Origin of the sequence: Pseudomonas sp. NPDC077186, assembly GCF_044543505.1 — a bacterium.
In the GTDB taxonomy this organism is placed as follows: domain Bacteria; phylum Pseudomonadota; class Gammaproteobacteria; order Pseudomonadales; family Pseudomonadaceae; genus Aquipseudomonas.
The window spans coordinates 209,735-231,485 of sequence record NZ_JBITWE010000005.1; the positions used below are offsets into that span (position 1 = coordinate 209,735).

Below are 21,751 nucleotides of genomic sequence, written 5' to 3' on the forward strand. Positions count from 1 at the left end.
CTTTCGGCGGCTTGTGTGCCTGGGGGGCGCTGTGTATCTTGATCAACCTTTTGGCCGCCACAGCTGCCGCACAACATCCAAGAGACTGGCCCTTTGAGCCGAGTCCGACCGATTTCTACATCAATCTTGAGGAGCACATCGATGCGCGTGATTCTGCTGGGGGCGCCCGGTGCCGGCAAAGGTACCCAGGCTCGCTACATCACCGAGAAGTTCGGTATTCCGCAAATCTCCACCGGCGACATGCTGCGTGCTGCGGTCAAGGCGGGCACCGAGCTGGGCCTGCAGGCCAAGAGCGTGATGGACGCCGGCGGCCTGGTCTCCGACGACCTGATCATCAACCTGGTCAAGGAGCGCATCGCCCAGCCCGATTGCGCCAAGGGCTTCCTGTTCGACGGCTTCCCGCGCACCATCCCGCAGGCCGAGGCCATGAAGGAAGCCGGTGTGACCATTGACAACGTGGTCGAGATCGCCGTGGACGACGAGGAAATCGTCCAGCGCATCGCCGGCCGCCGCGTGCACGAGGCCAGCGGCCGTGTCTACCACGTCGTCTACAATCCGCCGAAGGCCGAAGGCAAGGACGATGTGACCGGCGAAGACCTGGTCCAGCGCAAGGACGACACCGAAGAAACCGTACGTCATCGCCTGTCCGTCTACCACGCGCAGACCAAGCCGCTGGTGGATTTCTACCAGAAGCTCGCTGCCGCCGACGGCACACCGAAGTACAGCGCCGTTGCCGGCGTCGGTTCGGTGGAGGAGATCACCGCCAAGGTGTTTGCAGCCCTCAGCTAAACAGCTGCCAGCAACCACGACAACGGCCCGCTTTTGCGGGCCGTTGTCGTTTCTGCGGTTGGCGCGCTGGGGCCGCTGCAGGTCGTTCACAGAATAGTAACCTTGCTTTCCTACCCTAGCATCGGTTCCTGGTCTAGACCATCTTGAGGTGGTCCAGGCTTCAACCCATTCTAAGGAAGAGAGCGCATTCAATGATCGACAAAACAGCAAAGAGTGCTATCTGGCTGGGCCTGGCGGCAGCGCTGCTGGCCACCCCCTCGGCTTTTGCCGATACCTCCGCGAAGCCCAAGACGGACTGCGCTGTCGCCGAGTTCGCCATGGGCCTGCGCTTCCAGCAGCAGTCGGCGGAGATCCAGGCGCTGCAGCTGCAGGCCTACAATGTCGCCACGCAGAAGCTGGACGCGGCGGTGGCGGCGGTGAAAGACCCGTCCAAGCTGGCGATCGTCACCGACCTGGACGAAACCGTGATCGACAACAGCGCCTTGCTGGCGCGCGACCTGGCCAACTGTCACCAGTACGACGCCTGGGACACCTGGCTGCCCTGGGAGCGCGACGGCATGCCCGCGCTGATCCCCGGCGCCAAGCAGTTCCTGCAGCATGCCGACCGGCTCGGCGTGACCATCCGCTATATCTCCGACCGCGCCGACGAGCAGAAACAGCACACCCTGGCCACCCTGAGCAAACTCGGCCTGCCCCAGGTCTCGGAGGAGAGCGTGCTGTTGCTCGGCCCGCCCAAGGTCGAGCGGCGCGCCATTGTCAGCGCCGATCATCAGATCGTGCTGCTACTCGGCGATACCCTGCACGATTTCGATGCGCGTTTCCGCAAGACGCCGCTGGACCAGCAGCGCGCTACCGTGGCCAGCGAGGCGGGCAAGTGGGGCAGCGAGTGGATCGTGTTCCCCAACGCCACCTACGGCACCTGGTCCAAGGCGCCGCTGCAGGCCTGGGAGGCCGAGCCGGTGGTCGAACCCTGGTAAGGGCGCCCGCCGGTCGCGCACAGGCCGCCTGTGGCCATCGCGGCGCTGGAAAAAAAAGCCTCGAGCCGGTCTAATGCCGGCTCTTTTTTCTTCAGCCATGCGAACCCGATGACCACGATCCTGGCCCTGGATACCGCCACCGAAGCCTGTTCCGTCGCCCTGCTGCACGATGGCCGCGTGCTCAGCCACTACGAGGTGGCGCCGCGCCTGCACGCCCAGCGCCTGCTGCCGATGATCCAACAACTGCTGGGCGAGGCCGGCATCGCCGCCGCGCAGCTGGACGCCATCGCCTTCGGCCGCGGCCCGGGCGCCTTCACCGGGGTGCGCATCGCCATCGGCGTGGTTCAGGGCCTGGCCTTCGCCCTGGAGCGGCCGGTGCTGCCGGTGTCGAACCTGGCCGTGCTGGCCCAGCGCGCGCTGCGCGAGCAGGGCGCGCGCCAGGTGGCGGCGGCCATCGATGCGCGCATGGACGAGGTGTACTGGGGCTGCTACCGCGCCGAGGCCGGCGAGATGCGTCTGCTCGGTCAGGAGGCGGTGCTGCCGCCGGAGCAGGCCGAGGCGCCGCGCGGCGCCAGCGGCGACTGGTTCGGTGCCGGCACCGGCTGGGGTAGCTATGCCGCGCGCATCGCGCTCAAGCCCGTGACCATGGACGGTAGCCTGCTGCCCCACGCCGAGGATCTGCTGAGCCTGGCGCAATTCGCCTGGGCGCGCGGCGAGGCCGTGGCGGCCGACCAGGCCCAGCCGGTCTACCTGCGCGATCAGGTGGCCACGCCCAAGGCGCCGCCGGCATGACCCCCGGTCGCCCGGCAGGGGCAGACGGCTCGACGGTATTTGCCAAGCCCGTCGGGCGTCGCTACATTGCCAGCACTGTCTACTTTCCAGCCGAGTTCACCGAGCAGTTGTAGATGCGCATCGACGGTTCCCTACCTTCCTCCTCGCCGGATCGCGGCCCCCGTTCGGGGACTGCGGTCACGCCCTATCGCGAGGCGCAGCGCGAAGTCGAGGTACAACGCGAGCGGCCGGCCGCCCCGGCCAGCAGCCAGGGCCTGGAACAGACCCCGCAGATCCGCCGGGTGCAGGCCAGCAGCGGCAATGGCGACAGCCTGCCGGCGCGCGCCCAGGATATCGGCTACCCGCAACCCGCGCTGAGCAACCGCGCCGCCCAGGCGCTGGCCAGCTACGGCGCCACCGCCAGCTACGCCAGCGAGGCGGACGCGCAGCAAGTGCTCGGTCTCGACCTCTACGCCTGATGTTGCCGTACTACCTCGGCTGCCCCTCCTGGAGCGAGGCGGCCTGGCGGTCCACGCTCTACCCCGGCGACACCCGAGCGGCCGACTTCCTCAGTCGTTATGCCCAGGTATTCAACGCCGTGGAGGGCAATACCACCTTCTACGCCCGCCCCAGCGAGCAGACCGTGGCGCGCTGGGCCGAGCAGATGCCGGCGCACTTTCGTTTCTGCGCCAAGCTGCCGCGCGATATCAGCCACGGCGACGACCTGTGCCAGCAACTGGAGGCGGTCGAGCGTTTTCGTCGGTTGCTGGCGCCGCTCGGCGAACGCGTCGCACCCTACTGGCTGCAGTTGCCGGCCAGCTTCGGTCCGTCACGGCTGGACGAGCTGGCGGCCTTCGTCGAGTGGTGGGGCGCTTGGCCGCTGGCCATCGAGGTACGCCATGCGCAGTTCTTCGCCAAGGGCGAGGCCGAGCGCGCCTTGAATCGCCTGTTGCTTGCGCGCGGCATCGAGCGTATCTGCCTGGACTCGCGCGCCCTGTTCAGCTGCGCGTCGCAGGCGCCGGCGGTGTTGCATGCCCAGGCCAAGAAGCCGCGCCTGCCGACCCGTCCGACGGCCTTCAGCCAGAGCCCGCAGCTGCGTTTTATCGGCCATCCCGAGCTGCTCGCCAACGACCCCTTCATGACGCCCTGGCTGGACAAGGTCGCCGCCTGGATCGAGGACGGGCGGCGCCCGTACGTGTTCCTGCACACCGCCGACAACCGCCTGGCGCCGCAGCTGGCACGGCGTTTCCACGAGCAACTGCGCCTGCGCCTGCCCGGCCTGGCGGAGCTGCCGACCTTGCAGGTCGAGCCGCAGCTGGAGCAGCTGGGATTGCTCTAGCGCGTAGCCCGGATTCAGCGTTGGGCCAGCAGCAGATCGGCGGCCTGGCCGCTGCGGCCGTCGGCGAATTCGAATCGGCCGAGCTGGGCGATCCGGTCGTAGGCGCCGAGGGCGATGCTGACGTCGCGCGCCTTCAGCTCGATGGCGCCGACCCCGGCCTCGGCCAGGCTCTGGCTGTGCTGGCGGCCGGCGGCGTCGAAGCGCAGCAGGCGCAGGTCGGCGAACAGCGCATCGGCGGCGTCGATGCGGCCGTCGCCGTTGTCGTCGAACCTGGCCAGTTCGGCGAAACCGTTGGCGGCGCCGTGCTGGTCGCCGAACAGCTCGCGGCCGTCGTCGATGCGGCCGTTGCCATTGCGATCCAGGGCCAGCAGGGCGTCGTCGCCGGTGGGTACGCTGATCCAGTCCTGGCGGCCGTCGCCGTCCAGGTCGAAACGCTGCGGCCGCTGCAGGCCGCTGGTGGCGAAGCCGTCGCCGGCCAGATCGAGCACCAGCGGGTCGGTCTGCTGCGGCTGGCCGCCGGCCGTGACGTTCAGCTCCAGGCTGCGTTGCTCGACCAGCGTCCGACTGACCGTGGCCGCCGCCGCGCTGACCGCCGGTGGCGCGGCGGCCTCGCGGATTTCGCGCGCGGCCTCGCCCGGCGCGTCCTGCTCAGCGATGCCGAGGGTGCGACGGAGGATCTGGTAGTCGAGCGATTCGCGCACGCCGGCGTCGAGTTCGTCCTCGCGGGTGGGCGCGCGTGTCGGGCTGGCGGCGGGGCGCGGGGCGGAGAGGGCGTCGAACATGGGCAAACTCTTTGCGGCGCAGGGGGCTGGGTCTGGCAGAATGCCGCTCGATGAGGTTGTCGGCCGCGCGGTCGATCAGTTGAACGTTTTTTGAGCAGATTTCCCGATGAGCGACGAGCGGCATAGCGCCAGCATCCGCATGGATGCCCTGCAACCTTTCTACGCCGAGGCCGCGGCCCGCTGGGCGGCGCGTCTCGGCCTGGCGCTGGGCGGCGACGCCGAGTTCGCCCTGCAATTGGGCGCGGACGGCCTGCAACTGGCAGAGCTGGGCGACAAGGCGCCGGGGCCGGTGCGGGTCGACTTCGTCGAGGGCGCCATGGCCCATCGCCGTCAGTTCGGCGGCGGCAGCGGGCAGATGATCGCCAAGGCGGTCGGCGTGCAGCCGGGCATCCGTCCGCGGGTGCTGGACGCCACCGCCGGGCTGGGGCGCGATGCCTTCGTCCTGGCCAGCCTGGGCTGCAGTATGACCCTGATCGAGCGTCAGCCGCTGATCGCCGCCCTGCTCGAGGACGGCCTGGCGCGTGCCGAGCTGAGCCTGGAGGTGGCGCCGATTGCCGCGCGCATGCGCCTGCTGACGGGCAATGCCATCGAGCTGATGCGCCAGTGGCAGGGCGAGCCGCCGCAGGTGATCTACCTCGATCCGATGTTCCCGCATCGCGACAAGAGCGCGCTGGTGAAGAAGGAAATGCGCCTGTTCCGCCCGCTGGTGGGCGACGACCTGGATGCCCCGGCGCTGCTGGAGGCGGCCCTGGCGCTGGCCAGCCACCGGGTGGTGGTCAAGCGCCCGCGCAAGGCGCCGGCCATCGACGGGGCGAAGCCCGGCTACGTGCTGGAGGGCAAGTCCAGCCGCTACGACATCTACCCGAAGAAGAAACTGGAAGGGGCGTAGGGTGCGCCGTGCGCACCAGGCATTCGGTTGCCAGCGGTGCGCCCTGCGATCCAGATTTCAGCGCCGATAGGCGCGCAGGAACAGTCCCACCGCCTCGCGCACATGCCGCTCGGCGGCCTCGCCTTCCAGCGGGGCGCAGCAACCGATCAGCAGGCGAAAATGCGCGCCGCCCTTGACCAGGCTGAAGAACTGGTCGGCCGCCCCCAGCGGGTCGGCGATCTGCAGCAGGCCGTTGGCGTTGGCCTTGCGCAGCAGCGCCTCCATCTCCTGCAGCACGCGCTGCGGCCCGGCCTGGTAGAACATCAGCGCCAACTTGGGATCCTGGCTGGCCAGGCTGACCATCATGCGGTGCAGCTCCACCGATTCGCGGCTGCTGACCAGCGCATGGAAGCCGCGGCCGATGCTCAGCAACACCGTCTCGATCGGCACACCCGCCGGCAGCTCGAACAGCAGCTCGGGCAGCTGCTCCTCGCACTTGGCCTTCACCGCGGCGGAAAACAGCCTCTCCTTGTCGGTGAAGTGGCTGTACACCGTGAGCTTGGACACCCCGGCTTCCGCGGCGATGGCGTCCATGCTGCTGCCATCGTAGCCGTGGCGCAGGAACAGGGTCTTGGCCGCTTCGAGAATGGCCTGGCGTTTGGCGGGGTCCTTGGGGCGACCGGGACCGGCGGGCGGTAACAACTTGTTAGGCATCGGCGGATTTTAATACTGGACTGGCGAGTTTGCTATTTTTACTATACCCGCTAGTACAAATATTCCAAACCTTCGTCGTCACAGGTCATTCGCCATGTTCCGCCATGCCATGCCTCTTGTAGCGTCCCTTGCCCTCGCCCTGCTGCTGTCCGCCTGCGGCAACGGCGAGCAGGTCGAGCAACCCATTCGTCCGGCCATGGTGGTGCAGCCGCAACCGGCCGGCGCCCTGGTCGACAGCTACCCCGGCGAGGTGCGCGCGCGCTTCGAACCGGAGCTGGCGTTTCGCATCGGCGGCAAGGTGGCCAAGCGCCTGGTGGACGTCGGCGCGCGGGTGAAGAAGGACCAGCCGCTGGCCGAGCTCGATCCGCAGGACGTGCGCCTGCAACTGGAGGCCACCCGCGCCCAGGTGGCCGCCGCCGAGGCCAACCTGCAGACCGTGCGCGCCGAGCGCGATCGCTACAAGGCCCTGCTGGCGCGCAACCTGGTCAGCCGCTCGCAGTACGACAACACCGAGAACCTCTACCGCGCCGGCGAAGCGCGCCTCAAGCAGATCAAGGCCGAGTACGACGTGGCCCGCAACCAGGCCGGCTACGCCGTGCTGCGCGCCTCCCAGGACGGCGTGATCGCCCGTCGCGCGGTGGAGGTGGGGCAGGTGGTGGCCGCCGGGCAGACCGTGTTCACCCTGGCCGCCGACGGCGAGCGCGAGGTGCTGATCAGCCTGCCGGAGCAGGGCTTCGAGCGCTTCCGGATCGGCCAGGCGGTCGAGGTGGAGCTGTGGTCGCAGCCGGATCAGCGTTTCCCCGGGCGCATCCGCGAGATGGCGCCGGCCGCCGATCCGCAGTCGCGCACCTTCGCCGCCCGCGTCGCCTTCACCGAGGGCAAGGTGCCGGCCGAGCTGGGGCAGAGCGCGCGGGTGTTCATCGCCAGCAACGGCGAAGTGCCGCTGGCGGTGCCGCTGTCGGCGCTCAGCGCCGAGCAGGGTCAGCCCTTCGTCTGGGTGGTCGAGCCCAAGGAACACAAGGTGCAGCGCCGCCTGGTGCGTGTCGGCGCCTACGGCGACGACCGCGTGCCGGTGCTCGAAGGCCTGGCGGCGAGCGACTGGGTGGTGGCCGCCGGCGTGCAGGTGCTGCGCGAGGGCCAGCAGGTGCGCCCGGTCGATCGCGACAACCGCAACGTCGAACTGGCCGCCAAGGAGTAAGCCCGGATGAGCTTCAACCTGTCCGCCTGGGCGCTGCGCCACCGCCAGATCGTCCTCTACATCATGCTGTTGCTGGCCGTGGTCGGCGCGCTGTCCTACACCAAGCTGGGGCAGAGCGAGGACCCGCCCTTCACCTTCAAGGCCATGGTGATCCGCACCAACTGGCCGGGCGCCAGCGCCGAAGAGGTGTCGCGCCAGGTCACCGAACGCATCGAGAAGAAGCTGATGGAGACCGGCGAGTACGACCGCATCACCAGCTTCTCGCGCCCCGGCGAGTCGCAGGTGACCTTCATGGCGCGCGACTCCATGCGCAGCTCGGAAATCCCCGAGCTGTGGTACCAGGTGCGCAAGAAGGTCGGCGACATCCGCCACACCCTGCCGGCCGGCATCCAGGGGCCGTTCTTCAACGACGAGTTCGGCACCACCTTCGGCAACATCTACGCGCTGACCGGCGAGGGCTTCGACTACGCGGTGCTCAAGGACTACGCCGACCGCGTCCAGCTGCAGCTGCAGCGGGTCAAGGACGTCGGCAAGGTGGAGCTGGTCGGCCTGCAGGACGAGAAGATCTGGATCGAGCTGTCCAACACCAAGCTGGCCACCCTCGGCCTGCCCCTGGCCGCGGTGCAGCAGGCGCTGGAGGCGCAGAACGCGGTGGCCGCCGCCGGCTTCTTCGAGACCGTCAGCGACCGCATCCAGCTGCGCGTGACCGGGCGTTTCGAGTCGGTGGAGGAAATCCGCGACTTCCCCATCCGCGTCGGCGACCGCACCTTCCGCATCGGCGACGTGGCCGAGGTCAAGCGCGGCTTCAACGATCCGCCCGCGCCGCGCATGCGCTTTATGGGCGAGGACGCCATCGGCCTGGCGGTATCGATGAAGGCCGGCGGCGACATTCTGGTGCTGGGCAAGGCCTTGGAGGGCGAGTTCGCCCGCCTGCAGCAGACCCTGCCGCTGGGCATGGAGCTGCGCAAGGTGGCCGATCAGCCGGCGGCGGTGAAGACCGGGGTCGGCGAGTTCGTCCGCGTGCTGGTCGAGGCGCTGGTGATCGTGCTGCTGGTCAGCTTCTTCTCCCTCGGCCTGCGCACCGGCCTGGTGGTGGCGCTGGTGATCCCGCTGGTGCTGGCGATGACCTTCGCCAGCATGTACTACTTAGGGATAGGCCTGCACAAGATCTCCCTCGGCGCCCTGGTGCTCGGCCTCGGCCTGCTGGTGGACGACGCGATCATCGCGGTGGAGATGATGGCGATCAAGATGGAGCAGGGCTACGACCGCTTCAAGGCGGCCAGCTACGCCTGGACCAGCACCGCCTTCCCGATGCTCACCGGCACCCTGATCACCGCTGCCGGCTTCCTGCCGATCGCCACCGCGCAGTCCGGCACCGGCGAGTACACCCGCTCGATCTTCCAGGTGGTGGTGATCGCCCTGGTCGCCTCGTGGATCGCCGCGGTGATGTTCGTGCCCTACCTGGGCGACAAGCTGCTGCCCGACCTGGCCAAGCTGCACGCGGCCAAGCACGGTGGCAGCGACGCCGGCCACGATCCCTACGCGACGCCCTTCTACCGGCGCGTGCGGGCCACGGTGGAGTGGTGCGTGCGCCGGCGGCGGACGGTGATCCTGCTGACCATCGGCCTGTTCGTCGCCGCCGTGCTGCTGTTTCGCTTCGTGCCGCAGCAGTTCTTCCCGGCCTCCGGGCGCCTGGAGCTGATGGTCGACATCAAGCTGGAGGAGGGCGCCTCGCTCGCCGCCACCGAGGCCCAGGTCAAGCGCCTGGAGGCGCTGCTCAAGGCGCAGCCAGGGATCGACAACTACGTGGCCTACGTCGGCACCGGTTCGCCGCGCTTCTACCTGCCGCTGGACCAGCAACTGCCGGCGGCCAGCTTCGCCCAGTTCGTGGTGCTGGCGGGCAGCATCGAGGAGCGCGAGCGCCTGCGCAGCTGGCTGATCCAGACCATGAACGACGAATTCCCCGGCTTGCGCAGCCGCGTCAGTCGCCTGGAGAACGGCCCGCCGGTGGGTTACCCGGTGCAGTTCCGGGTCAGCGGCGAGCATATCGACGAGGTGCGTGCGCTGGCGCGCCAGGTGGCGGCCAAGGTGCGCGAGAACCCCCATGTGGTCAACGTGCACCTGGATTGGGAGGAGCCGAGCAAGGTCATCTACCTCAACGTCGACCAGGAGCGCGCACGCGCCTTGGGGGTCAACACCGCCGAGCTGTCGCGCTTTCTGCAGAGCGCACTGTCGGGCACCAGCGTCAGCCAGTACCGCGAAGGCAACGAGCTGATCGAGATTCTCCTGCGCGGCACCGTGCAGGAGCGCCAGTCGCTGAGCCTGCTGCCGAGCCTGGCGGTGCCCACCGACAGCGGCCGCAGCGTGGCCTTGTCGCAGGTGGCGACCCTGGAGTACGGCTTCGAGGAAGGCATCATCTGGCACCGCAACCGCCTGCCCAACGTCACCGTGCGCGCCGACGTTTACGGCAAGGAGCAGCCGGCCAGCCTGGTGGCACAGATCCTGCCGACCCTGGAGCCGATCCGCGCCGAGCTGCCGGACGGCTACCTGCTGGACGTGGGCGGCACGGTGGAGGATTCGGCGCGCGGGCAGAAATCGGTCAACGCCGGGGTGCCGCTGTTCATCGTGGTGGTGCTGACCCTGCTGATGCTGCAGCTGAAAAGCTTCTCGCGCTCGGCCATGGTGTTTCTCACCGCGCCGCTGGGGCTGATCGGGGTGACCCTGTTCCTGCTGATCTTCCGCCAGCCGTTCGGCTTCGTCGCCATGCTCGGCACCATCGCCCTGGCCGGCATGATCATGCGCAACTCGGTGATCCTGGTCGACCAGATCGAGCAGGACATCGCCGCCGGCCTGGACCGCTGGCACGCCATCATCGAGGCCACGGTGCGGCGGTTCCGGCCCATCGTGCTGACCGCGCTGGCCTCGGTGCTGGCGATGATCCCGCTGTCGCGCAGCGTGTTCTTCGGGCCGATGGCGGTGGCCATCATGGGCGGCCTGGTGGTGGCCACGGCGCTCACCCTGCTGTTTTTGCCGGCGCTCTACGCCGCCTGGTTCCGGGTCAAGGAGCACGAGGCGTAGGGTGCGCCGTGCGCGCCAATCCCAAGGCGGTGCGCGTGGTGTTCAGCCGGGCTGCTGGGCAGCGCCATAAAAAACGGGAGCCACTGGCTCCCGTTCTTTATCCGGCGAATAGGGTTTATTCGTCCATCTGCGACTGCAGGTAGTTCTGCAGGCCGACCGCCTCGATCAGGCCCAGTTGGGTTTCCAGCCAGTCGATATGGTCCTCTTCCGAGCAGAGGATTTCTTCCATCAGTTCGCGGCTGGCGTAGTCGCCGATGCTCTCGCAGTAGGCGATGCCGGCCTTGAGGTCGGCGTGGGCCTTCTGTTCGAGCTTGAGGTCGCACTCGAGCATTTCCTTGGTGTTCTCGCCGATCAGCAGCTTGCCGAGATCCTGCACGTTGGGCAGGCCCTCGAGGAACAGGATGCGCTTGATCAGCTTGTCGGCGTGCTTCATCTCGTCGATCGACTCGTGATACTCGTGCTCGCCGAGCTTCTTCAGCCCCCAGTCCTCATACATGCGCGCGTGCAGGAAGTACTGGTTGATGGCCACCAGTTCGTTGCCGAGGATCTTGTTCAGGTGTTGGATGACCTTCTTGTCGCCTTTCATGATCGCTCCTGCCGTGTTGCGGTGAGATTGGTAACGTCAAATTTTCTGCCCCAATTCGCCGCCTGTCAAACCTAAGTGCTTGAAACATAAGTAAAAATAAAACTGAATACGAACGCTTTGGTTCCGCATCATGCAGCCAAGTGCTTGAATTGCCGCGATAAAAAAATGCGGCGAGAGCCGCGATGCGCCGGATCGTCGTGTCTGCCGGCGATTTATTTCTCCTTGGCCCTCTGCGCTGGCGCGGCCGTAGGGGTGCTCGCGCAGACCATAAAAAAGCCCCGCGGAGCGGGGCATGGGGCACGCAGAAGCTCAGGCGGCGTGGGCCGAATGGGGTTGCAGGTACTGCTGCAGGCGGGCCTGCTGCGCCGGGGTCATGAACAGGCCGAGCTTGCTGCGCCGCCAGAGGATATCGGCGCTGCTGCGCGCCCATTCCTCGCGGCGCAGGTAATCCACCTCGCGGGCATAGAGCCCGGCGCCGAGGTGTTCGCCGAGGTCGGTGAGGTTGTGCACGCCGTCGAGCAGGCGCCAGCTGCGGCTGCCGTAACTGGCCGCCCAGCGTCTGGCCAGGCTGGTCGGCAGCCAGTCATGGCGGGCGCAGAGCGCTTCGATCAGGGCGCTCTGGCTGTCCAGTTGCTCGCCGCCGGGCAGCGGCGCGCTGGCGGTCCAGCTCGGGCCCAGCTTGGGGAAGAACGGCGCCAGCTGGTTCATCGCGGCTTCCGCCAGCTTGCGGTAGGTGGTCAGCTTGCCGCCGAACACCGACAGCAGCGGCGCCTCGCCCGGCGCGCCGGCCAGCGCCAGGGTGTAGTCGCGGGTGATGGCCGAAGGCTCGTCCGATTCGTCGTCGCACAGCGGGCGCACGCCGGAGAAGCTGTGCAGCACGTCGGCGCGACTCAGCTGCTGCTTGAAGTGGGCGTTGACCACCGCGAGCAGGTAGTCGGTTTCCTCGGCGCTGATACTCACCTGCGCCGGATCGCCGCGGTACTCGCGGTCGGTGGTGCCGATCAGGGTGAAGCGCTCCAGGTAGGGAATGGCGAAGACGATGCGGCGGTCCTCGTTTTGCAGGATGTAGGCCTGCTCGCCGTCGTGCAGGCGCGGCACCACGATATGGCTGCCCTGGATCAGGCGGATGGCGTAGGGCGACTGCTGCTTGAGGTCCTCGCCGATAAAGCGCGCGACCCAGGGGCCGGCGGCGTTGACCAGGGCGCGGCTGCGGATGGAGAACAGGCTGCCGTCGGCGCGCTCCAGGTGGATGTGCCACAGGCCCTTGCTGCGCCGTGCGCTGATGCAGCGGGTGCGGGTGTGGATATGCGCGCCGTGCTCGCGCGCCGCCATGGCGTTGAGCACCACCAGGCGGGCGTCGTCGACCCAGCAGTCGGAGTACTCGAAGCCGCGGCCGATCTCGGCCTTGAGCGGGCTGCCGGCGCCGAAGCGCACGCCACGCGAGCCAGGCAGGCGCTCGCGCTTGCCCAGGTGATCGTAGAGGAACAGGCCGGCGCGGATCATCCAGGCCGGGCGCAGGTGCGGCCGGTGCGGCAGCACGAAGCGCATGGGTTTGACGATATGCGGCGCCTTGGCCAGCAACACCTCGCGTTCGGCCAGGGCCTCGCGCACCAGGCGGAATTCGTGGTGCTCCAGGTAGCGCAGGCCGCCGTGGATCAGCTTGCTGCTGGCCGAGGAGGTGTGGCTGGCCAGGTCGTCCTGTTCGCAAAGGAACACCGCCAGGCCGCGGCCGGCCGCATCCGCGGCGATGCCCACGCCATTGATGCCGCCGCCGACCACGGCGAGGTCGTAGACTTCCGCGACAGGGCTGGCGAGGTGATCGTGGGGCATGGCAGGGCACTCGCTATTGAATTCGAATGTGGTTATGTTCACTTTCGAAAATATGCTAGTCGAATGCGCGCAGGTGCGCCAGCCCGGCGCGCGCTTTCGCGCCGAACGGTGCGGGCGCGGATTCAGACCAGGTCGAGGTGGACCTTGTGCTCGTGCAGCAGGCGGGCCACGGCGGCGGGCGGCGCGCAGTCGGTGAATACGCGGTCGACCAGGGCAATCGAGCCCAGACGCACCACGGCGTTGCGGCCGAACTTGCTCGAATCGGCGGCGAGGAACACCTGGCGGGCGTTGTCGATGATGGCCTGGGACACGCGCACTTCCTGGTAGTCGAAATCGAGCAGGCTGCCGTCCTCGTCGATGCCGCTGATGCCGACTATGGCGTAGTCCACCTTGAACTGCTGGATGAAGTCCACCGCCGCCTGGCCGACGATGCCGCCGTCGCTGCGCACCGTGCCGCCGGCCACCAGCACCTCGAAGTCGGCCTTGGCGCTGAGCTGGGCGGCGACGTGCAGGTTGTTGGTGATGATCTTCAGGCCCTGGTGACCGAGCAGCTCGCGGGCGATGGCCTCGGTGGTGGTGCCGATGTTGATGAACAGCGAGGCGTGGTCGGGGATGTGCGCGGCCACGGCCTCGGCGATGCGCTGTTTCTCTTCGCGCATCTGCCCGGCGCGCATGCCGTAGGCGGTGTTGTGGATGCTCGACGCCTCGCAGGCGGCGCCGCCGTGGGTGCGCCGCAGCAGGCCGTGTTCGGCCAGCTGGTTGATGTCGCGGCGGATGGTCTGCGGGGTCACGGCGAAGGCCAGGGCCAGTTCGTCGATGCTGACGTAGCCGCGTTCGCGGGCGAGGTTGAGGATGTCGTGTTGGCGAGGGGCCAGGTTCATGGCAGCGTCCTTATTTTGCCGGGCATTATAGGCTGCCCGCGAAAAGGGATTTCGGCTAAGGTACGCCAATCTTGTCAGATTATTTTCACATTCGAACATGACTCCAGCGATCGATCTGTTGAAGAAGGCCAAGGCCGAACACCGGGTGCACAGCTACGCGCACGACCCCAAGGCACCGTCCTATGGCCTGGAGGCCGCGGAAAAGCTCGACCTGCCGCCGGCCCGGGTATTCAAGACGCTGCTCGCCGCCAGCGACAAGGGCGAGTTGCTGGTGGCGGTGGTGTCGGTGGCCGGCAGCCTCGACCTCAAGGCGCTGGCCCAGGCCGCTTGCGTGAAGAAGGCCGATATGGCCGACCCGGCCGCGGCCCAGCGCGCCACCGGCTACCTGCTCGGCGGTATCAGTCCGCTGGGGCAGAAGAAACGCCTGCGCACCTTTATCGACAGTTCGGCGCGCGAGCATGCCAGCATCTTCGTCAGCGCCGGCCGCCGCGGCCTGGAGGTGGAGCTGGCGGCCGAGGTGCTGGCGCAGCACACTCAGGGCAGCTTCGCCGCCATCGGTCGCGAGTGAGAGGTTAGGAGCGAGCGCCGCTCGCCCAGTGTGTAGGGTGGATCAGGCTTCATCGATCCACCCTGGCGCCGGATTGGTGGATGAAAAAAGCGTCATCCACCCTACGGCCGTATGCGGACGCAGCCGATTACGACTCCAAGCAGGGGCTGCGTTGACACAGAATTACCTAGGGCTAACCCCCGCATAACAACAAGGAAACGCGTATGTCCCAGTACCTGCTAGCCATCGACCAGGGCACCACCAGCTCCCGCGCCATCATCTTCAGCGCTCAGGGCCTGCCGGTGGCGCGCGCCCAGCAGGAGTTCCAGCAGTATTTCCCGCAGGACGGCTGGGTCGAGCACGATGGTCAGGAAATCTGGCTGTCCACCCTCAAGGTGTGCCGCGAGGCCATCGCCAGGAGCGGCCTGGCCGCCGACGCCATCGCCGCCATCGGCATCACCAACCAGCGCGAGACCACCCTGGTGTGGGATGCCGTCAGCGGCACGCCGATCCACCCGGCCATCGTCTGGCAGGATCGCCGCACCGCCGACTACTGCGCGGGGCTCAAGGCCGCCGGGCATGAGGCCATGGTCGCGGCCAAGACCGGCCTGTTGATCGACCCCTATTTCTCCGCCACCAAGCTGCGCTGGGTGCTCGACAACGTGCCCGGCGCGCGGGATCGGGCTGAGCGCGGCGAGCTGCGCTTCGGTACGGTGGACAGCTTCCTACTGTGGCGCCTGAGCGGCGGCAAGGTGCACCGCACCGATGCCAGCAATGCTTCGCGCACCCTGCTGTTCAATATCCACAGCCAGCAGTGGGACGCGGAACTGCTGCAACTGTTCGACATCCCCGCCAGCCTGTTGCCCGAGGTGCTCGACTGCGCCGCCGAGTTCGGTCATACCGACGCCGAGTTGCTCGGCGCCAGCATTCCGGTGCTGGGCATGGCCGGCGACCAGCAGGCAGCGCTGATCGGCCAGGCCTGCTTCCAGCCGGGCATGGTGAAGAGCACCTATGGCACCGGCTGTTTCATGATCCAGAACACGGGCGATCAGCCGGTGAGTTCGAAGAATCGCCTGCTGACCACTGTTGCCTACCGTCTGGGGGGCAAGGTCACCTACGCGGTGGAGGGCAGCATCTTCGTCGCCGGCGCGGCGGTGCAGTGGCTGCGCGACGGCATCAAGCTGATCGGCCATGCGCGTGACAGCGAAGCGCTGGCCGAGCAGACCGGCGATGCCTGCGGCGTCTACCTGGTGCCGGCCTTCACCGGCCTCGGCGCACCCTACTGGGATCCCAAGGCGCGCGGCGCGATCTTCGGTCTGACCCGCGACACCGGGATCAAGGAGATCGTCACCGCCGGCCTGCAGTCGGTGTGCTACCAGACCCGCGACCTGCTCGAGGCCATGCGCCAGGACGGCGCCGCGCCGCCCAGCGCGCTGCGCGTGGACGGCGGTATGGTGGAGAACAACTGGGTCATGCAGTTTCTCGCCGACATCCTCGGCGTCGGCGTCGAACGCCCCGAGGTCACCGAGACCACCGCGCTCGGCGTCGCCTATCTGGCCGGCCTGCAACTGGGGCTGTACGCCGACCTCGACGCCATCGCCAGCCACTGGCACCGCCAGCAGCGCTTCGAGCCGCGGATGAACGAGGCGCACCGCGAGCGCCTCTACGCCGGCTGGCTGGACGCGGTGAAACGGGTGCGCAGCGAGGGCTGACGGCCGGGGGCGCATGTGCACCGGGCAGCCGGGAGGTGCGCGCGGCGCAGCCTGCGGCGCCGATCATCGCCCCGGCCGGCAGGGCCGGCAGCACCGGCAGCGCGGTGAAAAGACCGATGTTCGTGGGCTTCTCCACAGGCGCGCGGCGCGGCCGCGCGCCCTTTGCGGGGATCAGTAGCTGTATTGCAGCTGCAGCCAGAGCTTGTCGGTGTCCACGGCGAAGTCGTCGGCGTCGTAGCGCGCCGCCTTGACCAGCCCCGTCAGCCCTTTCAGGCCGGGAATCGGCCGCGCGTAGGACAGGTTGTATTCGCGGCCGTAGTGGCTGCTGCCGCGTTCGGCGCGGTAGTCGTGGTACAGGGCCAGCAGGGTGCCGCCGAGTAGCGGCAGGCTGGCGCTGAGGTAGCTGTCCTCGATGCCGTCCGCCGGGGTCAGCAGGAAGATGTCGGCCCAGCCCTGGAACGCATGCTTGGTCGCCAGCGGGGTCTGGAAGGCGCGGTTACCCGGGCCGCTGTCGCCGCCGAGCACCTCGTGGCCGGCTTTGAGTGCCACGCCTTTGAGGCTGTAGCCCAGCTCCAGCAGGTAATACTCGCTGTCCAGATCCAGCGGATTGTCGGCGTAGTCGTTCTGCCGGGCGTATTCCAGGGCGTAGCCGATGCCGGCCACGGCACCGTGCAGGCGCAGGCCGCGGGTTTCGCTCGACTGGCTGCCGCCGGTGAGGTTGTCCAGGCCCAGGCGGTACTGGTAGGCGGTGGCGGTCAGCGCCGGCATCAGCACGTACTGGGCGTTGAGCAGGTGGCTGTGGCCTTCGATATTGGCCGGGTTGGCGGCGGTGTCGAAGCGGTTGTCGCCAGGGCCGAAGATGCTGTTGACCTTGTCGATGTAGGCGTAGCTCAGGGTCAGGCCCTCGACCGGTTTGAGCTGCAGCAGGGCGCCGTCGTAGGTCTGCTCGTTCTGCCGCCAGGCGACGCCGCCGATGAAGCGCTGGTTGTCCAGGTTGATGCGCTGGCGGCCGAGCACCGCGCTGCCGTACTGCTGGTCGTAGCGCAGCAGGGCCTGGTTGATCTCGCTGCCGTCGGGGTCGGCGACCACCGAGTAGTCGCTCTGGCCGTTGCGCGTGCTGTTGTAGCGGGCGTCGCCGATGCGGCTGACGTTGTCCGCCTCGATCAGCGCGGACAGGCCGTACCACTTGCCGCTCTGCACCCCGGCGCGGGTACGCAGGGTCTGGGCGTTGGCGTGGTTCAGGGCGTTGTCCTGGTCGACGTGTTCATAGCGGTAGCGCGCATCGAGGATCGGCTTGGCCTGGCTGAACAGGTTGGCGAAGGCCTCCTCAGCGAGGGCGGCGTGGCTGAAGGTGGCGCTGGCAGCGGCGAGCGACAGCAGGGTGGGTTTCATCATGCGCATAGCGGTCATTTCCTAAGGGCCATAGGGGCTGCTGCCGCCTCGCGCGAGCGGCATCACAACGGCAACAGATCCTTGAACGCAAATAAAAAACGTCACGGCGCCCACGGCTCCACGGGAGCGGGGTGCGGTGACGTCGTTGTCGGATGTGTGGCAGACACGCCGTTGTGCTGACCGGGGCGGGTCTAAGCAGGCCCTGTGCCAGAAATCACAACCAGTTGATTTTCATAGGTTTGGAAGCTTTGTAAGACGATTTGGCGATAGCGCGCTGCACCGTGGCCGCTCGCCCTGCCTTGCCGGGGTGCACAGCTGTACTCCTGCAATGCCGCGCGGCTGTAGCGGGCGGGCGACGCGCGGTTGCGGCATGCTCGGCGTGACAACGGATCGGGAGTTCCCCCATGCAGCTCGAGTTTCACCAGATCGACGCCTTCACCGAACAGCCCTTCGCCGGCAATCCGGCCATGGTCTATCGCCTCGAGGCCTGGCTCGACGAGGCGCTGATGCAGCGCATCGCCGCCGAGCACAACCTGGCCGAGACCGCCTTCGTGGTGCGCGACGGCGAGCGTTGGCATATCCGCTGGTTCACCCCGACCAGCGAGGTGCCGCTGTGCGGCCATGCCACCCTGGCGGCGGCCTGCGTGCTGTTCGATCTGTATCGGGAACCGGGCCAGGTGCTGGAGTTCGTCTGCCGCTCCGGGGCGCTGCGCGTCACCCGCCAGGGCCGGCTGCTGGAGCTGGATTTCCCGCTGCGTCGCGCCGTGCCGGTGGCGCCGGAGCTGCAGGCTGCCGTGGAGCAGGCCCTGGGCCGTGCGCCGCAGCAGGTGCTGGCGCTGCGCAATGGCGACGGCAGCGTGCAGGAACTGATGGCGGTGCTGGATTCGGAGACCGAGGTGCGCGGCTTCGTCCCGAACCTGCCGGCGCTGGCCGAACTGCCGGGTCTCGGCGTGCTGATCAGCGCGCCCGGCGAGCGCCACGACTTCGTCTCGCGCTACTTCGCGCCGAGCATCGGCATCGACGAGGATCCGGTCACCGGCTCCACCCATTGCATCCTGGTGCCTTACTGGGCCGAGCGCTTGGGGCGGGACGCGCTGAGCGCCTGGCAGTGCTCGGCACGCAGCGGCGAACTGTTGTGCAGGCTGGACGGCGAGCGGGTGAAGATCGCCGGCCATGCCCGGCATATCGCCAGCGGCCGGTTGTTTGTTTGAGCCGATGCTGACTGTAGGCGCCGTCGGCGCCTGCTCCTTGCCGGCGATTGTCCTATCGCCCGCAAGCGGGCTCCTGCGCGGCGGCGGTGGGTCTGCCGGGAACGGCAAGCGGCCCATCGCTGGTGCGCACGGCGCACCCTAGAGGATCGGGATCAGTTGCTGCTGACCCGGCGCACGCCACCGGAGTCGGTCAGCTGCAGTTGCGCCGCCACGCTGCCCAGGGCCGGGAAGGCCACCAGGTGGTCGGCGGCGACGCGGATGCCCACTTCGTCGCCCGGCAGGTGGTCGGCGTGGCTGGGGAAGATCGACTCCAGCTGGCTGCCGGTGGCCAGTTGCAGGCGATAGAGGGTGGCAGCGCCGAGGAAGGTCTTGCCGACGATAAGCGCCTTCAACCCGCTGCTTTCATCCGGGACGATGTCGTCCGGACGCAGCAGCACGTCCACCGCGCTGCCGCTGGCCCAGGTGTAGGCGCGGTTGCCGCGGATCGGGCCGAGCTCGGTCTGCACCGTGTCCGGGCTGAGCAGCTGGCCGCGGATGAAGTAGCCCTGGCCGATAAAGCTGGCGACGAAGGGCGTCAGCGGCTCGTGGTAGAGGTTGAAGGGGGTGTCCCACTGCTCCAGGCAGCCCTTGTTGAACACGCCGACCTGGTCGCTGACGGCGAAGGCCTCCTCTTGGTCGTGGGTGACCAGGATCGCGCTGGTGCCGCGCGCCTTGAGAATCTCGCGCACCTCATGGCTGAGGCGCCGGCGCAGTTCGCCGTCGAGGTTGGAGAAGGGTTCGTCGAGCAGCAGCAGCTGCGGCTCCGGCGCCAGGGCGCGGGCCAGGGCCACGCGCTGCTGCTGGCCGCCAGACAGCTCGTGGGGGTAGCGCTTGGCCAGGTGGCCGAGCTTGACCAGCTCCAGCAACTCGGCGGTGACGCGCTCGGCATCCGGCTGCTGGCGGATGCCGAAGGCGATGTTGTCCGCCACGCTCAGGTGGGGGAACAGCGCGTAGTCCTGAAACACCATGCCGATGCGGCGTTTCTCCGGTGCCAGGGTGAAGCCGGCGCGGGAAATCACCGTGCCGGCCAGCTCGATCTCGCCTGCGAGCACCGGCTCGAAACCGGCGATGGCGCGCAGGGTGGTGGTCTTGCCGCAGCCGGAGGGACCGAGCAGGCAGCCGATGTCGCCGGGATTGAGGTGCAGGTCGAGGTCCTGCACGACCTTGTGCGCGTGGTAGCCGCAGTTCAGCCCGCGCAGTTGCAGCAGCGGCTCGCTCATGCGTGGTGGTACGCCGGTTCGACCAGCAGTTCCAGCAGCGCCTTCTGCGCGTGCAGGCGGTTCTCCGCCTGGTCCCAGGCCACCGAGCGCGGGTCGTCGAGCAGATCCTCGCTGATCTCTTCGCCGCGGTGCGCCGGCAGGCAGTGCATAAACAGTACGTCCTTGGCCGCCAGGTCGAGCAGTTCGCGGTTGACCTGGTAGGGCTTGAAACGCTGCAGGCGCAGCTGCGCCTCGTCTTCCTGGCCCATCGAGGCCCACACGTCGGTGCTCACCAGATGGGCGCCGGTCACCGCCTCGCGCGGATCGCGCAGCACCTGCACGCGCTCGCCGGCCAGGGCGAGGAAGCGCGCGTCCGGCTCGTAGCCTTCGGGGCAGGCGACTTTCAGCTGGAAGTCGAACTGCATCGCCGCCTCGATATAGGAGTTGCACATGTTGTTGCCGTCGCCGATCCAGGCCACGGTCTTGCCGGCGATGCTGCCGCGGTGTTCGAGGAAGGTCTGCATGTCGGCCAGCAGCTGGCAGGGGTGCAGGTCGTCGGACAGGCCGTTGATCACCGGCACCCTGGACTTGGCGGCGAACTCGGTGAGGTTGCTGTGGGCGAAGGTGCGGATCATCACCGCATCGAGCATGCTCGACATGACGATGGCGGCGTCGCCGATCGGCTCGCCGCGGCCCAGCTGGGTGTCGCGCGGCGAGAGGAAGATGGCCTGGCCGCCGAGCTGGATCATGCCGGCCTCGAACGACAGGCGGGTGCGGGTCGAGGCCTTCTCGAAGATCATGCCCAGCACGCGGTTCTTCAGCGGCTCGAACAGCACGCCGCGATTGCGCAGGTCCTTCAGCTCGATGCCGCGGCGGATCAACCCCACCAGTTCGTCCGGTGTGTAATCCATCATCGAGAGAAAGTGTCTGGCGCTCATCGTTAACTACCTTTTTCACTACAGGTCGCAAGCCCGCGTCGGCGACAAAAACCGGGAAAACAGCGAGGCTTGCGGCAGGAGGCCGCAGGGTGCGACGAAACAGGGGGAAGGCGCGATCTTATAAGGAAATGACGAGAAGGCGCAAATTGCCCGCCTGGCCATGACAACGGGCTGTTTTGTAAGCCTTTTCCCAAAGCTGCGTGCGAGATGTCACAAAACTGACATCCCTGCTTGCAGCGCTCTGCGGCGCGCTTCTAGGATGCCGCCGCCTTTCCTAGGCAATGCATTGCCCCCGGAATGGGGTATCCATGGAATAAATGTGCAAAGGAGTTTTGCATGAAACACGTAGCCTACGCCGCCGCTTTCTCCGCCCTCGCCCTGCTGACTGGCTGTGCCAGCCAGAACGTTAGCCAGCCGGCCGTTCCGCTGAACGGTACCGTCAAGACTAACCTGCAGGCCGACGTGAAAGTGGGCGAGCCCATCTCCGGTCAATCTTCGGTGAACATCCTGTTCGGTGTGTTCAAGCTGGGTGGCGATACCCAGTTCGCCGACGGCGTGACCTACGGTGGTGGCGAGGGTGGTTTCGCCCTGGGTCTCGACCCGGTCGCTTCCGCCAAGTCCGCAGCTGCCTACAAGGCAGTCAAGGCCTCGGGTGCCGACGTGATCGTCGCCCCGCGTTACGAAGTGAACGTTGAGGATTACTTCGTATACAAGACCGTCAACGTCAGCGTGACCGGCAACAAGGGCACCGTGACCTCCATCCGTTAAGTCGGATAGTCGCGACCCTGAATCGGCAGGCATGATGCCTGCCGATTCATGAGACGAACGCTGCTGGCGTCGTCCGCTCCGCCGGCCCATAGTTCCAATCCCGCGACCCGACCGGTCGTCTCGGAGCAGAAC

The 21,751-nt window shown here is 67.7% G+C and carries 20 protein-coding genes; 12 read left to right on the forward strand and 8 right to left on the reverse strand.

Annotated elements, in window-relative coordinates; genetic code table 11:
- The first annotated feature begins 141 nt into the window (after positions 1-141).
- The 5 genes from adk to ACIGKL_RS19205 all read left to right on the forward strand — a co-directional run bounded on the left by adk (position 142) and on the right by ACIGKL_RS19205 (position 3,876).
- Positions 142-789, forward strand: a complete 648-nt coding sequence (adk, locus tag ACIGKL_RS19185; protein ID WP_397488048.1) for an adenylate kinase — start codon at positions 142-144, stop codon at positions 787-789.
- 191 nt (positions 790-980) lie between these two features.
- Positions 981-1,766, forward strand: coding sequence for a 5'-nucleotidase, lipoprotein e(P4) family (locus tag ACIGKL_RS19190; RefSeq protein ID WP_397488049.1), 786 nt, complete (start codon positions 981-983; stop codon positions 1,764-1,766).
- 108 nt (positions 1,767-1,874) lie between these two features.
- Entirely contained in the window at positions 1,875-2,558 is a 684-nt protein-coding gene (tsaB, locus tag ACIGKL_RS19195; RefSeq protein ID WP_397488050.1) for a tRNA (adenosine(37)-N6)-threonylcarbamoyltransferase complex dimerization subunit type 1 TsaB, read from the forward strand.
- 113 nt (positions 2,559-2,671) lie between these two features.
- On the forward strand, positions 2,672-3,016 hold the full coding sequence (locus ACIGKL_RS19200; protein WP_397488051.1) for a hypothetical protein: 345 nt from the start codon (positions 2,672-2,674) through the stop codon (positions 3,014-3,016).
- Positions 3,013-3,876, forward strand: a complete 864-nt coding sequence (locus ACIGKL_RS19205) for a DUF72 domain-containing protein (protein ID WP_397488309.1) — start codon at positions 3,013-3,015, stop codon at positions 3,874-3,876. Before ACIGKL_RS19200 ends, ACIGKL_RS19205 begins: the two co-directional genes overlap by 4 nt.
- Before the next feature lie 14 nt (positions 3,877-3,890).
- On the opposite strand, the gene ACIGKL_RS19210 is transcribed toward ACIGKL_RS19205, so the two are convergent.
- Entirely contained in the window at positions 3,891-4,658 is a 768-nt protein-coding gene (locus ACIGKL_RS19210) for a hypothetical protein (protein ID WP_397488052.1), read from the reverse strand.
- Positions 4,659-4,797: 139 nt separating this feature from the next.
- Here ACIGKL_RS19210 and ACIGKL_RS19215 point away from each other — a divergent pair, with 139 nt between their 5' ends.
- The gene (locus ACIGKL_RS19215; RefSeq protein WP_371921468.1) at positions 4,798-5,547 is read left to right on the forward strand and encodes a class I SAM-dependent methyltransferase; all 750 of its coding nucleotides are present in this window, start codon (positions 4,798-4,800) and stop codon (positions 5,545-5,547) included.
- 57 nt (positions 5,548-5,604) lie between these two features.
- Here ACIGKL_RS19215 and ACIGKL_RS19220 read toward each other — a convergent pair whose 3' ends face one another.
- Positions 5,605-6,240, reverse strand: a complete 636-nt coding sequence (locus ACIGKL_RS19220; protein ID WP_397488053.1) for a TetR/AcrR family transcriptional regulator — start codon at positions 6,238-6,240, stop codon at positions 5,605-5,607.
- Between the two features lie 94 nt (positions 6,241-6,334).
- Between ACIGKL_RS19220 and ACIGKL_RS19225 the strand changes: the two genes are divergently transcribed.
- Both ACIGKL_RS19225 and ACIGKL_RS19230 read left to right on the forward strand, forming a co-directional pair.
- Complete coding sequence (locus ACIGKL_RS19225; protein ID WP_397488054.1) at positions 6,335-7,438, forward strand: efflux RND transporter periplasmic adaptor subunit; 1,104 nt, start codon at positions 6,335-6,337, stop codon at positions 7,436-7,438.
- A gap of 6 nt (positions 7,439-7,444) precedes the next feature.
- The gene (locus tag ACIGKL_RS19230; protein WP_397488055.1) at positions 7,445-10,516 is read left to right on the forward strand and encodes an efflux RND transporter permease subunit; all 3,072 of its coding nucleotides are present in this window, start codon (positions 7,445-7,447) and stop codon (positions 10,514-10,516) included.
- 115 nt (positions 10,517-10,631) lie between these two features.
- Here ACIGKL_RS19230 and bfr read toward each other — a convergent pair whose 3' ends face one another.
- From bfr to ACIGKL_RS19245, 3 genes are all read right to left on the reverse strand, one after another.
- On the reverse strand, positions 10,632-11,102 hold the full coding sequence (bfr, locus tag ACIGKL_RS19235) for a bacterioferritin (protein WP_397488056.1): 471 nt from the start codon (positions 11,100-11,102) through the stop codon (positions 10,632-10,634).
- Between the two features lie 309 nt (positions 11,103-11,411).
- On the reverse strand, positions 11,412-12,932 hold the full coding sequence (glpD, locus tag ACIGKL_RS19240; protein WP_397488057.1) for a glycerol-3-phosphate dehydrogenase: 1,521 nt from the start codon (positions 12,930-12,932) through the stop codon (positions 11,412-11,414).
- A gap of 122 nt (positions 12,933-13,054) precedes the next feature.
- Positions 13,055-13,813, reverse strand: a complete 759-nt coding sequence (locus ACIGKL_RS19245; protein ID WP_021445198.1) for a DeoR/GlpR family DNA-binding transcription regulator — start codon at positions 13,811-13,813, stop codon at positions 13,055-13,057.
- A 97-nt stretch (positions 13,814-13,910) separates the two neighbouring features.
- Here ACIGKL_RS19245 and ybaK point away from each other — a divergent pair, with 97 nt between their 5' ends.
- Together ybaK and glpK are read left to right on the forward strand one after the other, a co-directional pair.
- The gene (gene ybaK / locus ACIGKL_RS19250; protein WP_397488058.1) at positions 13,911-14,381 is read left to right on the forward strand and encodes a Cys-tRNA(Pro) deacylase; all 471 of its coding nucleotides are present in this window, start codon (positions 13,911-13,913) and stop codon (positions 14,379-14,381) included.
- A 203-nt stretch (positions 14,382-14,584) separates the two neighbouring features.
- On the forward strand, positions 14,585-16,072 hold the full coding sequence (gene glpK, locus ACIGKL_RS19255; RefSeq protein ID WP_397488059.1) for a glycerol kinase GlpK: 1,488 nt from the start codon (positions 14,585-14,587) through the stop codon (positions 16,070-16,072).
- Between the two features lie 171 nt (positions 16,073-16,243).
- Here glpK and ACIGKL_RS19260 read toward each other — a convergent pair whose 3' ends face one another.
- Positions 16,244-17,473: a hypothetical protein gene (locus ACIGKL_RS19260; protein WP_397488060.1), complete on the reverse strand. Its 1,230-nt coding sequence runs from the start codon at positions 17,471-17,473 to the stop codon at positions 16,244-16,246.
- A gap of 395 nt (positions 17,474-17,868) precedes the next feature.
- Here ACIGKL_RS19260 and ACIGKL_RS19265 point away from each other — a divergent pair, with 395 nt between their 5' ends.
- On the forward strand, positions 17,869-18,675 hold the full coding sequence (locus tag ACIGKL_RS19265) for a PhzF family phenazine biosynthesis protein (RefSeq protein WP_397488061.1): 807 nt from the start codon (positions 17,869-17,871) through the stop codon (positions 18,673-18,675).
- Between the two features lie 152 nt (positions 18,676-18,827).
- Here ACIGKL_RS19265 and ACIGKL_RS19270 read toward each other — a convergent pair whose 3' ends face one another.
- Both ACIGKL_RS19270 and argF read right to left on the reverse strand, forming a co-directional pair.
- On the reverse strand, positions 18,828-19,934 hold the full coding sequence (locus tag ACIGKL_RS19270; protein ID WP_397488062.1) for an ABC transporter ATP-binding protein: 1,107 nt from the start codon (positions 19,932-19,934) through the stop codon (positions 18,828-18,830).
- The gene (argF, locus tag ACIGKL_RS19275) at positions 19,931-20,851 is read right to left on the reverse strand and encodes an ornithine carbamoyltransferase (protein ID WP_397488063.1); all 921 of its coding nucleotides are present in this window, start codon (positions 20,849-20,851) and stop codon (positions 19,931-19,933) included. Before argF ends, ACIGKL_RS19270 begins: the two co-directional genes overlap by 4 nt.
- A gap of 336 nt (positions 20,852-21,187) precedes the next feature.
- Here argF and ACIGKL_RS19280 point away from each other — a divergent pair, with 336 nt between their 5' ends.
- Positions 21,188-21,619: a hypothetical protein gene (locus ACIGKL_RS19280; protein ID WP_397488064.1), complete on the forward strand. Its 432-nt coding sequence runs from the start codon at positions 21,188-21,190 to the stop codon at positions 21,617-21,619.
- The last annotated feature ends 132 nt before the right edge of the window (positions 21,620-21,751 follow it).